Origin of the sequence: Actinoplanes sp. NPDC051411, from assembly GCF_040682075.1 — a bacterium.
In the GTDB taxonomy this organism is placed as follows: domain Bacteria; phylum Actinomycetota; class Actinomycetes; order Mycobacteriales; family Micromonosporaceae; genus Actinoplanes.
This window is the reverse complement of the sequence record NZ_JBFBAD010000038.1, coordinates 49,068-61,817: the sequence shown is the minus strand read 5'-3', so window position 1 is coordinate 61,817 and position 12,750 is coordinate 49,068. Positions and strand designations below refer to the sequence as shown.

Below are 12,750 nucleotides of genomic sequence, written 5' to 3'. Positions count from 1 at the left end.
CAGCAGGATCTGACTGCCCGCGAGCACGACCACGGCCGCGCACCCGTAGAGAACGATATTCACCCCGACACCGTTTCACCGATCAGCAGACCGGTCCGATGTGAAACGGCCGCGCTTCGCCGTGACATCTGTCCTGCCCCCGGAACAGACTGAGCGACATGGCCTTGATCCGCTGCGACTTCTTCGCCGAGACGCTCGAACTGTCCACCTCGATGACCGTGCTGCTGCCCGACGACGACGGGCCGCCGCCGCCCGTGCTCTATCTGCTGCACGGGCTCACCGACGACCACACGGCCTGGACGCGGTGGACGTCGATCGAGCGCTACGCCGGGGGCAAGGGCCTGGCCGTTGTCATGCCCGAGGTGCACCGCAGTTTCTACGCCGACGAGGCGTACGGAATGAGGTTCTGGAAGTTTCTTTCCGACGAGCTTCCGAAGGTCGTGGAACGGTTCTTCCGGGTTTCGACCCGGCGCGAGGACACGTTCGTGGCCGGCCTGTCGATGGGCGGCTACGGCGCGATGAAGTGGGCGCTGCGGGATCCGTCGCGGTTCGCCGCCGCGGCGACGCTGTCCGGCGCGCTCGACCTGGCCTACATCCAGGAGTACGACCTGCGGCCGCACATGCGCGCCCTGGTCGCCCGCGTCTTTGCGGACCGCGAGGTGGCCGGCACCGACGAGGACCTGCTGCACCTGATCAAGGGCGCCGATCCGGCCGCCCTGCCGCGCCTGATGCTCCGCTGCGGCACCGAGGATCACCTGATCAAGCAGAACGAGCGTTTCGTCGCGGCGTGCGCCGCGGCCGGGGTGGATCTCGACGCGGGCTACGGGCCGGGCGGCCACGAGTGGTCGTTCTGGGACCAGCACATCCAGACGGTGATCGACTGGCTCTTCTAGCGAGTTTCGCCGGCCTTGAGCATCTCGAGGGTTCTGGTGACCCGCTGGGTGCGGGTGGCCTCGCGCTTCGCCTCGGTGATCCAGCGGACGAACTCCTTGCGGTGCGAGTAGGCCAGGGCCTCGAAACGGGCCTTGGCGTCCGCGTCGCCGTCGAGGGCGGCGGCCAGATCGTCGGGGACCTCGACCGTACGGGCGCCGGCCTCCTCGGCCGTGACCTCGATGTCGTAGGTCTCGCCGAGGGTCACGCCGGCCTTCTCGCGGGCCGCCTTGGCCAGGCCGATCATGTTCTCGCCGCCCATCCGGGCCAGCCGGAGCGGCAGCGTGACGCCGTTGACCGTGACATTGACCGGGAACGCCTTGCGGCCCCCGCCCAGGGCGGCGGCCTGCTCGTCGGTGAGGACGAAGGCACCGGCCGGGCCGCGGGGCTCAAGGGTCAGGGTGAGGGACTCCGCCATGTGATCACTGTGGCAGAAGCAGCGGATCCCCGGCGGCCGGGCCGCCGGGGATCCGGCTGATTATTCGTCTCGGGTCTGCTCGGCCAGGAAGCGTTCCAGCTCGGCGCCCAGCTCGTCGGCCGTCGGCAGCGGGCCCGACTCCTCGGCCAGCAGATTGTTTTCGCGCCCGCGCAGGAACGCGTCGTATTGCGCCTCGAGCGACGACACCAGGCGGCTGGCCTGCTCGTCGTCGGCGATCTGCTTGTCGACGTCGTCGCGCACCACCTTGGCCGCCTCGCGCAGCTCACCGGTCGGCAGGGCCAGCCCGCTGGTCTGCGAGATCGAGTCGAGCAGCAGCTCGGACGCCGCCGGGTAGGTCGCCTGGGCCAGGTAGTGCGGCACGTGGGCGGCGAAGCCCATCGCGTCGTGGCCGGACTTGCCGAGGCGGAACTCGAGCAGGTTGCCGACGCTGGCCGGCACCTGCACCCGCTGCAGCCACGACTCACGGTCGCCGAGCAGGCTCTGGTCGGTGGCGTGCGCGGTGACGCTGACCGGACGGGTGTGCGGCACCGCCATCGGGATCGCGTTGAGGCCGATCGTCAGCTTGACGCCGAGGCGGTCGACGAGGCCGGTGACCGCGGCGATGAAGCGCTCCCACTGCAGGTCGGGCTCGGGGCCCGCGAGCAGCAGGAACTCGCTGCCGAGCTGGTCGCGCACGAGGTGCAGGGCGAGGCTGGGCTCCTCGTAGCTCTCCCAGTGGTCCTCGATGAAGATCATCGTGGGCCGGCGGGAGCGGTAGTCGAGCAGCTGGTCGAGGTCGAAGGTCGCGAGCACGCGGCTGTCGAGACGCTCCAGCAGATGCTCGCGGGTGAGCTGAATCGCGCTCCCGGCGTCGACGAACCCGGTGAGGGCCTGGACCAGGACCGGCGCGTCCAGGGCCGGCAGGTCGTCGGCCAACTCGTAGAGCTCGTTGGGGTCGAGCACCGGACCTCCTGTGGAAAGAATCGGGGTGTCGTGCAGAACAACGGTGCACCGGCATTCATTCCGGCGACCACTGGATCTTGCCAAACAGGCAGATGGTGTCGGTCGTCACGCCGGGTGGATCCCGGCCTAGTGGATCTCGGCTTGGGCACAACATCAAATTGGGGGTCGCGTGCACGTGCATGTGCACGGCACAATGGCGTTGGATCCTTCCCTTCCCCCCACGGAGTGATCTGGTGACCGAAACGGCCGCGAACCTCCCATCCGGGCATCATCCCGTCGTTCTGCCGGAAACCGAAGCCCCACCCGGTTTTCTCTGGACGCGGATGCGGTCCGACCCCCAATATGCGCCTGAGCACATGGCGCTCGAAGCCGTGCGGCTGCTCGGCCCCGAGGCCGCCCGCTGGACCGACCGCGTCCGGGAAGAGTCTCCCCAGCTCACTCCCGACCAACTGGCCGCCCTGGCGATCAAGCGGTTCACGACCCTGGGCCGCATCTCCGGCTCGGTGTCGGGCGCCGGTGAGCTTCCCGGTGCGGTGCTCGACGTGGGCGTCCTCGCCTGGACCCACTCGCGCATGGTGCTGCACATCGCCGCGGCGTACGGTGTCGATCCGGCCGCCGGCGAGCGGGCCGCCGACCTGCTGGTGCTGCAGCGGGTGCACAAGGGCCCGTCGACCGCCCGGCTCGCCCTGGGTGTGGCCGCGGGCCGCGAGCGGGCCAGCCGCCTGTTCTCCGGCGTGACGGTGCGGCCGCTGAGCGTGGTGGTGGTCAAGCTGGGTGTGCGGCTCTCGACGATGGCCGGCGTCCGCACGGCCAAGCGCGTCTTCGCCAAGGTCATGCCCGGCGCGAAGATCATGCTCGGCACCTGGGTCAACTCGGCCTCCACCCGTGACCTCGCCGACCGCGCCTGCTGCCGCTACCGGGAAGCCGCGCCCGCCCGCTAAGCATCCCCCGGAGTCTTGCCGAACTGATCCGCGTACGGGATCGGCCGAGGCTCTGGAGGACGTGTGCGTCGTGGGAAGCTTGCGCTGCTGGTGATCCCGTTCGCGGGGCTGCTGCTCGGCGGCTGCGCGAAGGCGGCCACCACCGCCCAGGCCACGGTCGCGCCCAGTGCCACCACGCCGTGGATGCTCACCAACGGCGGCCCGGTCGCGCCCGTGCCGACGCCCGCCGTCTCCTACTCGTCGCCGGCCCCGTTCCCGACCGGCTTCCTGCCGATCGGCACGGTCTCGCCGACGCCCGCCCCGTCGGTGAGCGGCAACGACTGCGCGAGCATCAAGTTCCACGCCGGCGAGATCAACTCGGCCACGGTCGTCGCCGGAACCACCAGCGCGACCGTCACCTGGTACAACCCGGGCGGCTCCGACCTGGTCGAATACCGGCTCACCGCGATCGCCCAGCACCAGCTGTCGGTCGGCAACCAGCGTGACATCGGCTGGACGGTCATCAAGCCGGGCTCGGGCTGCGGCATGATGAGCGCCCCGGTCACCGGGCTCGACCGGCAGACCGCGTACGTCTTCTCGGTCGACGCCGTCTTCACCAAGCTCGGTAAGGACGGCACCTGGGCCTCTACGGTCGCGCGCTCGATCCCGACGACGACAAGCTGACCCGCGGCGTCCAGCCCCGGGCTCGCGCCTTGGCGATGTCGAGGACCAGTCCGTCAGTCACCTGGTCCAGGGCGTAACGGGTCAAAAGCCGCGAACCCAGCTTCACGGCCGCCTCTGCGGCGGCTAACGGCACATGGCGTACGGGAACACCCAGCACCGCCGCGACCGCGGCGTCCCGGCTGTACGCCGTCGAATCCGCGATGTTGTAAGCCCCTTTCGGCCAGCTCAGCGCCGTGAGGCAGGCGTCGGCCAGGTTTTCGACCGCGGTCAGGCTCAGCCGTACGTCGGGACCGGGCAGCCAGGCCGTGTCGCGGTGGACGACGCGCCGCAGCCGGGGGAGCAGGTGCGGGTCACCCGGGCCGTAGACCGCCCGCGGCCGCAGCACCACCTTTCCCGCCTGGAGGGCAAGCCGTTCCCCGGCCGCCTTGGTGCGGCCGTAGGCGGTTCGCTGCCGGTCGGCCGGATGGTCCTCGCGGAGCGGCCCCGGGTAAGGCCCGGGGCGGTAGACGCTGGCGGTGCTGACCCACACGACCGGCCGTGGTCCGGCGGCCTCCAGCAGCCGGGCGGTGCCGTCGACGTTCACCGCGCGGAACCTGGCCTCGGTCACTTTTCCCGGGCGGGGATCGCCGACCGCGGCGGCCAGGTGGATCACCGCGTCGACGCCGTCCAGATCGGGGTTGTCCGTGGTCGCGTCCCAGAGCCGGTGCTCGCCGGCCGGGCCCGGGCGCCGCCCGAGGCAAACGACGTCCCGGTCCCGGGCGGCGGCCCGGGCCACCGCCGAGCCGCAGAATCCGCTCGCACCGGTGATCGCGATCCGCATGCTCATCGCCCCGCCCGGACGGTCAGGACGGCCCAGCCGGGCAGTGCGGAATGCCGGTCGGCGCGGGCCCGGACCACCCTCGGGCGGTAGGGCGCCAGCGCGGCCAGGAAGTCCGTCATCTGCGCGCGGGCCAGGGCGGCGCCGGGGCAGGCGTGCGGGCCGGCCCCGAACACCAGCTGCGACTGCTGGGGCGACGGCGGGCCGGCCGGGTCGGGGTCGCGGCGGTGCGCGCCGGCGGCGTGGCGGGTGATCAGCAGCATCCGGTCGCCGGGACCGACCGGGCATCGGCCACCCGGCAGCAGGGTGCCGGTGACCGCCGGCACCCGGGGCAGAAGCGGTGTCGGGGAGGTGACCCGCAGAAGCTCGTCGGCCAGGGCGCGGGGGTCGGCGTCCCAGAGTTCGTCGTCTGAGGCCCAGGCCGCCGCTCGGGGCAGGGCGGCCACCGTGGTGTTGATCGCCGCTACCGCCAGGACGGCGTTGAGAGGGCTTCCCACCAGGTCGCTCAGCCGCTGGGCGGCACGCTCGGCCGGCGTGAGCGCCGATTGGCGGTCCGGTGCCGCCCGGGGCGGAACGGCGCGGCGAAGCAGCGAACGGGGCCCGGGAAGGTGGGCGCGAGCCGCGGCCGCCGCGGCCTCGCGTGCGGCGGAGGCCAGTTCGAGCGGGTCGACCGACAGGTCGAGCAACGCCGCCGCGGTGGCCCCGGCGATCTCGGCCGCGAGCGTCACCAGGTCGACCGGGGAACCGTCGGCCAGCCCGGCCAGGCGCCGCTCCAGCCGGCTCGTCCAGATCGGGCGCAGCCGCTCGACGCCGGCCGCGCCGAGCCGGTCGGCGGCGTCCCGTCGCGCCCGCCGGTGGGATTCGCCGTGCTGGTCGAAGAGCGTGTCCGGCCCGGCCAGCCGCCCGGCCGCCCCGCCGGTGGTCCCTTCGGCGGTCCGGTCGAGGGGCACCGACGTGAGCGCCCTCCGATAGGCGACCGGATCGTGCACGAACACCGTCCGCCCCAGCCGGAACACCGGCCGGTGCCGCGTGGCCGCCAGGAGCCCGAAGGGCACCGGGTGGCTCCGCAGATAGACCCGCCGGTCCCGGGCCCGCCCGGTGGACAACCGCCGGAAAACGTCAGACCTGGCCGCTTTACTCACCCCACCCGGTGCCGGGGTGGGTGCGGCTCGGCCCGAATAGAGCCGGAGCGCGCTGGGGAGGTTTCGAGGTCATCGGATGTCGGCCTCCTCCGGGGTGGGGCGGTAGCGGCGGTCCCAATGCCACAGGAGGGTTCGGCGGGGGCCCCACGCGCGGAGGCGGCGCAGGCTGGACTCGACGACGACGTCTTCGGCGCGCACGATCCGGCCGGTCGCGCGGCGGCAGCGGTTGAGGAGGGTGACGTCTTCCGAGCCCTCGGTCAGCAGTTCGCGCGGCGTGCCGCCCGAGCGGATGTACAGGTCGGCGGTCAGGGCCAGGTTGTGCCCGTGGACCAGCACGAACGGCGTCCGGAACCCGGGGCCGCGGTGGCGGTGGCGACCGTACAGCGCGGCGGTGCGGACGAAGGCCGGGTAGAGGTGGCGTTCGAGCAGGCCCGGGTTTTCGTCGCGGCGGGGCACGCTGCGGCCGCAGATCATTTCGGCGCCGGAGCGGAAGTGGCGGCGGATGGCCGCGGTCCAGTCGGGGGCGGGGAGGCAGTCGGCGTCGGTCCGGGCCAAGAGGAGGGCTCCGGCGGCGATCGCGTGGCGGAAGCCGGTGTCGGCCGCGGTGCCGGCGCCCCGGGAGGGCTCCGAGACGACCGAGATGTCCAAGGGGGACGTCCGGGCCAGGGCCGGGGTGCGGTCGGTCGAGGCGTTGTCGACCAGGACCACGGTGAAGCGCGGGTCCTGTTGGGCGGCCAGGGCCGCGAGCAGGCCCGGGAGCAGCCGCTCCTCGTTGCGGGCGGGCACGATCACGGCCAGGTCTCTCACGCCGAGGCCGCCAGTCGGGCGGTCGCGGCGCGGTCCGGTTTGCGGGACCGGCCGGCCAGCGGGATGCGGGCGAAAACCACGGCGTCGGGCCGGGCGGTGCCCATCCGGCTTATCGGCGTACGCAGACAGGCCCGCACCCGCTGCTCGGGGACGCCGGGCGCGGTCTGCACGACGGCCACCACCCGCTCGTCGCCGTCGCCCGCCGGGACGCCCACGAGCAGCGCCAGCTCGACCCCGGGCACGTGCAGCATCGGCTCGTACAGACCGGGGTAGATGTTCTCGGCCCGCCGCAGGATCATGTCTTTCTGGCGGCCGCCGAGCACCAGCCGGCCGTCGGTGATCAAGCCCGCGTCCCCGGTCGCGACCCGTTCCAGGGGTGGCGAGCCCAGATAGCGGTCGGCCATCGCAGGCCCGCGCAGCATGACCTGCCCCGCGCAGATTTCGGCCGAGACCCCCGGCAGCAGGTCGCCGACCAGGTCGCCCGAGCCCTCGAAGGCCGCCTTGGCCGACGACTCGACGGCGGCGGCCGGGAAGAGTTCGGTCAGCGCGTAGACGCCCCAGGCCTCCGAGGCGCCGGCCCGGCGTACCGCGGCGAGCAGCGACGCGCTCACCGGCGCGGAACCGCTGTAGACCCGGCCGGTGAACCGCACCCCGGCGGCCAGCGCGGCCCGTAGCTGCGGCGGGGTGAGGTAGGTCGCCTGCGGGTGGAGCTTGCGCAGCGCCCGCCCGCGCGGGAACGCGACCGGCGCCCCCGCGGCGAGCGACGGCAGCAGCACGAAGAACGTGCCGCCGACGACCGGTGTGCCGGGCGCCGGCCGGACCAGGTCGCGGACCGCCGCCATTCCGGCCGACAGCGACGCGCGGGTGTGTACGACGGCCCGCGGCGAGGACGTCGTGCCCGAGGTGAAGACGATCACGGCGTCGCCGTCACCCGCGTACGCCCGGGGGAGTGACCCCGGTCCGCAGCGCAGGCGGGGCGCCGAGCCGGGGAGCCGCCGGCCGATCGTGCGGACCGGCGCGACCGCGCCGAGGTCGGGCAGGGCGAGGTGGGCGCGGCGGGCGAGCGGCGCGGCCCAGCCCGACACGGCTTGGGCGGCGGCGTCGGCCAGCACCAGCCGGGGCGGGGCGAGGGAAAGGCGGGCCAGGAGAACGTCCGGCCCGGCGGTCGGGTCGAGCACGGCGATGCGCAGGCCGAGGTGGTACGCCGCGAGCATGGCGGCCAGCGAGCGCGGCCCCGGGCGTACGGCCAGGCCCAGGGTGTCGCCCGCGGTGAGCCCCTCGTCGTGCAGCGCCCGGGCGTAGGCCCGCAGCAGGCGGGCGAGGTCGCCGCGGGTGGCCGACCCGGCCAGCGCGGGGCGGGGGTCGTCGTCGCGCAGGCTTTCGATCAGTTCGGTGAGCATCAGCGGGGATCCGCCGTGCGCGGGCCGCTGCCGCGGTCGAGGTACCACCGGGCGGTGCCGGCCAGGCCGTAGGCCCGCAACCGGCGGGTCGAGTTTTCCACCACCATGTCGCGGTGGTGGCCGATCGCCGGGGTGGTGCGGCGAACCCGGTTGAGGAACGTGCGGTCGGTCGGGGACGGCCGCCGGGGCATGCCGCCGCAGGACTGGTAGAGCTCGGCGGTGATGGCCATGTTGTTGCCGGCGTGCATGCGGTAGGGCGCGCGGAACTCGGAGCCGCGATGCCCGGGGCGCCACCGGCCGAACGCCGCCGCCAGCGTGACCAGCACCTGGAAGGCCGCCCGCCCGGCCGGCCCGTGTTCGTCGCGCCGGGCGATCACCCGGCCGCAGGCGAGCCCGTCGCCGGCGGCCAGCGCGCGCCGGGCCGCCGCCACCCAGCCGGGCCGGGGCAGGCAGTCGGCGTCCGTGCGGGCGAGGTGCACCGCGCCGTGGCTGATCGCGTGCCGGAAACCGGTGTCGACGGCCGAGCCGACGCCCTTCTCCGGTTCCGTGAGCACCTCGGTGGTGAACGGGCCGCGGAACGCGGCCGCGATCTCCGCGGTGCCGTCGGTCGAGGCGTTGTCGACGACCAGCAGCGTGAAGTCGGTGTCGGTCTGGGCGGCCAGCGCGGCCAGCGTGGCGCCGATCCGCTCCCGCTCGTTGTAGGCCGGGACGATCACCCACAGCGAGTTCACGAGACCTCCCACACCATGGTCATCAGGCTGACGCCGCCGCCCAGGCCGACCAGCAGCACCCGGTCGCCGGGGGCGAGATCGGGACGGACCTCGGCCATCTGGACGCCCAGGGTCGCCGACGCCATGTTGCCGAGCCGGTCGACCGTGATCGCCAGCTTGTCGCGCGGCACGCCCGTGACCTCGACGAACCGTTCGAGGTAGGGCAGCGTCACCTGGTGCACGAGGACCCTGGAGTAGTCGGACCAGGCGTACCCGGTGCGGAGCGCGACGCGCTCGATCAGCCCGGCCCCGATCTTCTCGAAGATGCGCCGCAGCCGGTGGCCGTCGCCGGTGAAATAGGTGTGCTCGTCGCCGCGCGGGTGCCGGGAGCCGCCGCCGAAGATGCCGCCGGCCGCCCAGTGCTCGGAGTGGGTCTCGCTGTCGACGTCGACGATGCCGCCCGCCGCCACCGGCTCGACCAGCACCGCCGCGCCGGCGTCGCCGAACGTGTAGCCGGCGAACGCCGTGCGCGCCTGGGCCATGCCGTCGATGCGCGGCCGCATCGCCCGGGTCGGGGTCTCGCCGGTGACCACCAGCGCCCGCCGGGCCCGGCCGGCCAGGATCATCGAGCGGGCCAGGTCGATGCCGTTGAGGAAGCTGTTGCAGGCGTTGGTGACGTCGAGCGCGTGGGCCCGGCTGCCCAGCGCGGCCTGCACCACGTGGGCGGTGGCCGGCTCGGCCATGTCGCGGGTGGCGCTGGCGAACAGCAGCAGGTCGACGTCGAGCGGGTCGGTGCCGGTGTCGGCGAGCACCTTGGTCGCGGCGTCGACCGCGAGGTCGGAGGCGTATTCGTCGTCGGCCGCGACCCGGCGCCGGACGATGCCGGTCGCCTTCTCGAACATGCCGGGCGGCAGCATGAGGCCGCTGGCCACCGCGACCTTGCGCTGGAGTTCGGCGGTCGCCACCTCCCGCGCGGGCAGGGCGTAGGCGATCCCGGTGATCCCGACTCTGGTCATGCGCGACAGCCTTCCGTAGATCTTGTGTCGCTCGCGTGAGTAGAACTGCCTATCTTGACCGTCATCAGGGTGAGTTGCGGCACGCGACCGCGGGTCGGGGATTCAATAAGCTTCCCGGCATGGAGAGCATCGTCGACGTCGTCGCCCTGGTGGCGATCTCTGTTCTCGGCGCCGCTCTGGCCCGGCGGCTCGGCTTCGTCGCCCCGCTGGTCCTGCTCGTCGCCGGACTCGCCCTGTCCTTCGTGCCCGGAATGCCGGAAGCGCACCTCGACCCCGATCTCGTGCTGATCGGCATCCTGCCGCCCCTGCTCTATACGGCCGCCCTCGAGACCTCGGTGCCCGCGTTCCGCCGGGCGCTGCGGCCGATCCTGATGCTCGCGATCGGCCTGGTGCTGGTCACGGCGTTCGCGGTCGGCATCGTCCTGCACGTGCTGCTCCCGCAGATCCCGTTCGCCGCCTGCGTGGCGCTGGGCGCGGTCGTCGCCCCGCCCGACGCGGTGTCGGCGACCGCGATCGCCAAGCGCATCGGGCTGCCCCGCCGGGTGGTGACCATCCTGGAGGGTGAGAGCCTGCTCAACGACGCGTCGGCGCTGGTGCTGGTGCGGGTCGCGACCGCCGCGCTGGGTGGCGCCGCGGTCGGGTTCTGGCCGATCGCCGGGCAGGTCGCCCTCAAGGCGGGCGGCGGCATCGTGCTCGGGCTGGCCGCGGCCTGGATCGCGGCCAAGCTGCACCGCAAGATCGAGGACTCGCTGCTCGACGACGCGGTCTCGCTGCTCACCCCGTTCGTGGTCGTGATCGTCGCCGAGGAGCTGAAGACCTCCAGCGTCGTGGCCGTCGTGATCGCCGGGCTCTACCTCGGCCATCGCATGCCCTACCTGCTGTCGCCGACCTCCCGGCTGCAGATGGAGGCGGTCTGGCGGATGATCACGTTCCTCCTCGAAGGCATCGTCTTCCTGCTCGTCGGCCTTCAGCTGCGCACGGTCGGCAGCGATATCGAGACCACCGTCGGCACCACGATCGGGGTGACCGCGGCGGTGATCGGCACGCTGCTGGTCGTCCGGTTCATCTGGATGTACCCGGCGACCTACCTTCCGCGGCTGTCCCCGCGGGTGCGGGACCGCGAGGAGAGGCCGCCGGTCACGGTGCCGACGGTGATCGGGTGGGCGGGCATGCGCGGCGTGGTCACGCTGGCCGCCGCGCAGACGCTGCCCAAGCCCAACCCCGACCCGGAAAAGTACATCCCGAACTATCCGATCAACCTGTTCATCTTCGTCGCGTTCGCGGTCATCGTGGTGACGCTGCTGCTGCAGGGCACGACGCTGTCCTGGCTGGCCGTGCGGCTCGGCGTCCGCCAGGACAACAGCACGGCCGACGCGCTGGCCGAGGCGGGCGTGCAGCACCAGGCCAGCCGGGCCGCCCTGGAGGCGCTCGAGGCCGCCGCCGACGGGGCGCCGCCCTCGGTCGTCGACCGCCTGCGGGCGCTCGTCGAGAGCCGGTCCAACAACGCCTGGGAGCGGCTCGGCAATCAGCAGCAGGAGACGCCCTCGGCGGCGTACGGTCGGCTGCGTCGCGAGATGATCGGTGCGGAACGCCGAGTGTTCAAGGTCGCCCGGAACGAGGGACGCATCCCCGAAGAGGTGCTCACCCGCGCCCAGCGCGATCTGGATCTGGAAGAGTCCCTGCTGCAACGGAGTGACGAGTGATCTGCCAGCACCTCAAGGAGGCCGCCGAGACGGCCCCGCAGTCAACCTATGAGGAGGGCTGCGCCGAGTGCCACGCCGCCGGCCTGCACAACTGGGTCCACCTGCGGCTGTGCCTCGGCTGCGGCCATGTCGCGTGCTGCGACTCCTCCCCACTGAAACACATGACGGCCCATCACGAGGCGACCGGCCATCCGGTGATGCGGTCCTACGAACCCGGTGAGTCGTGGCGCTGGTGCTACCTCGACGAGCATCTAGGCTGATCGCTCATGCGAACCCTCTTCGTGGGTGCCGGCGCGACCGGCGGATATTTCGGTGGCCGCCTGGCGCAGGCGGGCAAGGACGTGACGTTCCTGGTGCGGCCGGGCCGGCAGGCGACCCTCAACCGGCGGGGCCTGCACATCAAGGGCCCGGACGGCGAGACCGAAGTGCATCCGCACACGGTCACCACCGGCACCCTCGACGGGCCGTACGAACTGGTCGTGCTGGCCGTGAAGAGCTACGCGCTCGAACAGGCGATGCTCGACCTGGCACCCGCGCTCGGCCCGCGCACGGTGATCGTGCCGCTGCTCAACGGCCTGCGCCACATCGACCAGCTGGTCGGGGCGTTCGGGCCGGAGCGGGTCTGGGGCGGCGTCTGTGTGGTGATGGCCACTCTCGACGCGGACGGCGACGTGACGCTGATGGGCGGCCCGCTGCGGCTCGGCTACGGCCCGCTCGACGGCGGTGACGACGACCGGCTGTCCGAGGTGACCTTCGCGCTGGAGGGCGAGGAGTTCGACTCCCACCCGTCGCACACCATCGTCAGCGACATGTGGGAGAAGTGGATGTTGCTGGCCGCCCTCGGCGCGATCACCACGCTGATGCGGGCCCCGGTCGGCGACATCAACCGGGCCCCCGGCGGAGCAGTCTTCGCGCAGGCCGTCATGGCCGAGGCGATCGCCACCGCGACCGCGGCCGGGCACGCCCCGCGACCGGGCGCGGTCGCCCTGCTCGAGCAGGTGGTGGCCAGCGACCGGCCGACCACCTCGTCGATGTTCCGCGACATGGTGGAGGGCCGGCCGGTCGAGGCGGACGCCATCCTGGGCGACTTCGTGGCCCGGGCGGCCGAGCACGAGCTGCCGGTTCCGCTGCTCTCGGCCGCCTACACCCGCCTGTCGCTCTACAGCGCGTCGCGCACGACCCCGGCCGGGGGACGCTAGGGCGATAACCGGACAGTCCTGCCGAACGCGCTCTGCCGATC

At 73.0% G+C, this 12,750-nt stretch carries 14 protein-coding genes; 6 read left to right on the top strand and 8 right to left on the bottom strand.

Annotation, left to right across the window (positions count from 1 at the left end):
* Positions 1 to 158: 158 nt before the first annotated feature.
* Complete coding sequence (locus tag AB0M88_RS22060; protein WP_364105000.1) at positions 159 to 893, top strand: alpha/beta hydrolase family protein; 735 nt, start codon at positions 159 to 161, stop codon at positions 891 to 893.
* Here the strand turns inward: AB0M88_RS22060 and AB0M88_RS22055 are convergent.
* Both AB0M88_RS22055 and AB0M88_RS22050 read right to left on the bottom strand, forming a co-directional pair.
* The gene (locus AB0M88_RS22055) at positions 890 to 1,348 is read right to left on the bottom strand and encodes a YdeI/OmpD-associated family protein (RefSeq protein WP_364104998.1); all 459 of its coding nucleotides are present in this window, start codon (positions 1,346 to 1,348) and stop codon (positions 890 to 892) included. The genes AB0M88_RS22060 and AB0M88_RS22055 overlap by 4 nt on opposite strands.
* Before the next feature lie 60 nt (positions 1,349 to 1,408).
* Positions 1,409 to 2,311, bottom strand: coding sequence for a PAC2 family protein (locus AB0M88_RS22050; protein WP_364104996.1), 903 nt, complete (start codon positions 2,309 to 2,311; stop codon positions 1,409 to 1,411).
* A 281-nt stretch (positions 2,312 to 2,592) separates the two neighbouring features.
* Here AB0M88_RS22050 and AB0M88_RS22045 point away from each other — a divergent pair, with 281 nt between their 5' ends.
* Positions 2,593 to 3,252 (top strand): EcsC family protein, encoded by a 660-nt coding sequence (locus AB0M88_RS22045; RefSeq protein WP_364105038.1) that lies wholly within the window; start codon positions 2,593 to 2,595, stop codon positions 3,250 to 3,252.
* A 63-nt stretch (positions 3,253 to 3,315) separates the two neighbouring features.
* Positions 3,316 to 3,915, top strand: a complete 600-nt coding sequence (locus AB0M88_RS22040) for a hypothetical protein (protein ID WP_364104994.1) — start codon at positions 3,316 to 3,318, stop codon at positions 3,913 to 3,915.
* On the opposite strand, the gene AB0M88_RS22035 is transcribed toward AB0M88_RS22040, so the two are convergent.
* The 6 genes from AB0M88_RS22035 to AB0M88_RS22010 form a co-directional block, all read right to left on the bottom strand.
* Complete coding sequence (locus AB0M88_RS22035) at positions 3,878 to 4,741, bottom strand: NAD(P)-dependent oxidoreductase (RefSeq protein WP_364104992.1); 864 nt, start codon at positions 4,739 to 4,741, stop codon at positions 3,878 to 3,880. The genes AB0M88_RS22040 and AB0M88_RS22035 overlap by 38 nt on opposite strands.
* Complete coding sequence (locus AB0M88_RS22030) at positions 4,738 to 5,787, bottom strand: cytochrome P450 (RefSeq protein WP_364104990.1); 1,050 nt, start codon at positions 5,785 to 5,787, stop codon at positions 4,738 to 4,740. Before AB0M88_RS22030 ends, AB0M88_RS22035 begins: the two co-directional genes overlap by 4 nt.
* Positions 5,788 to 5,943: 156 nt before the next feature.
* Positions 5,944 to 6,681 (bottom strand): glycosyltransferase, encoded by a 738-nt coding sequence (locus AB0M88_RS22025; protein WP_364104988.1) that lies wholly within the window; start codon positions 6,679 to 6,681, stop codon positions 5,944 to 5,946.
* Positions 6,678 to 8,081 (bottom strand): class I adenylate-forming enzyme family protein, encoded by a 1,404-nt coding sequence (locus AB0M88_RS22020; RefSeq protein WP_364104986.1) that lies wholly within the window; start codon positions 8,079 to 8,081, stop codon positions 6,678 to 6,680. Before AB0M88_RS22020 ends, AB0M88_RS22025 begins: the two co-directional genes overlap by 4 nt.
* Positions 8,081 to 8,812, bottom strand: coding sequence for a glycosyltransferase family A protein (locus AB0M88_RS22015; protein WP_364104984.1), 732 nt, complete (start codon positions 8,810 to 8,812; stop codon positions 8,081 to 8,083). The genes AB0M88_RS22020 and AB0M88_RS22015 overlap by 1 nt, the downstream gene beginning before the upstream one ends.
* Positions 8,809 to 9,807: a ketoacyl-ACP synthase III gene (locus tag AB0M88_RS22010; RefSeq protein WP_364104982.1), complete on the bottom strand. Its 999-nt coding sequence runs from the start codon at positions 9,805 to 9,807 to the stop codon at positions 8,809 to 8,811. Before AB0M88_RS22010 ends, AB0M88_RS22015 begins: the two co-directional genes overlap by 4 nt.
* A 119-nt stretch (positions 9,808 to 9,926) precedes the next feature.
* On the opposite strand from AB0M88_RS22010, the gene AB0M88_RS22005 reads away from it, so the two are divergent.
* Genes AB0M88_RS22005 through AB0M88_RS21995 form a run of 3 tightly spaced genes read left to right on the top strand, consistent with a single transcriptional unit; the run spans position 9,927 to position 12,709 of the window.
* On the top strand, positions 9,927 to 11,510 hold the full coding sequence (locus AB0M88_RS22005) for a Na+/H+ antiporter (protein WP_364104980.1): 1,584 nt from the start codon (positions 9,927 to 9,929) through the stop codon (positions 11,508 to 11,510).
* Positions 11,507 to 11,770 (top strand): UBP-type zinc finger domain-containing protein, encoded by a 264-nt coding sequence (locus AB0M88_RS22000; protein WP_364104978.1) that lies wholly within the window; start codon positions 11,507 to 11,509, stop codon positions 11,768 to 11,770. The genes AB0M88_RS22005 and AB0M88_RS22000 overlap by 4 nt, the downstream gene beginning before the upstream one ends.
* A gap of 6 nt (positions 11,771 to 11,776) precedes the next feature.
* Entirely contained in the window at positions 11,777 to 12,709 is a 933-nt protein-coding gene (locus AB0M88_RS21995; RefSeq protein ID WP_364104976.1) for a ketopantoate reductase family protein, read from the top strand.
* Positions 12,710 to 12,750 lie beyond the last annotated feature (41 nt).

Excerpts from the sequence above, each read along its gene's own strand:
- AB0M88_RS22020 (WP_364104986.1), bottom strand. The coding sequence starts at position 8,081 with ATGCTCACCGAACTGATCGAAAGCCTGCGCGACGACGACCCCCGCCCC.
- AB0M88_RS22005 (WP_364104980.1), top strand. The coding sequence starts at position 9,927 with ATGGAGAGCATCGTCGACGTCGTCGCCCTGGTGGCGATCTCTGTTCTC.
- AB0M88_RS22010 (WP_364104982.1), bottom strand. The coding sequence starts at position 9,807 with ATGACCAGAGTCGGGATCACCGGGATCGCCTACGCCCTGCCCGCGCGG.
- AB0M88_RS22060 (WP_364105000.1), top strand. The coding sequence starts at position 159 with ATGGCCTTGATCCGCTGCGACTTCTTCGCCGAGACGCTCGAACTGTCC.
- AB0M88_RS21995 (WP_364104976.1), top strand. The coding sequence starts at position 11,777 with ATGCGAACCCTCTTCGTGGGTGCCGGCGCGACCGGCGGATATTTCGGT.
- AB0M88_RS22055 (WP_364104998.1), bottom strand. The coding sequence starts at position 1,348 with ATGGCGGAGTCCCTCACCCTGACCCTTGAGCCCCGCGGCCCGGCCGGT.
- AB0M88_RS22035 (WP_364104992.1), bottom strand. The coding sequence starts at position 4,741 with ATGAGCATGCGGATCGCGATCACCGGTGCGAGCGGATTCTGCGGCTCG.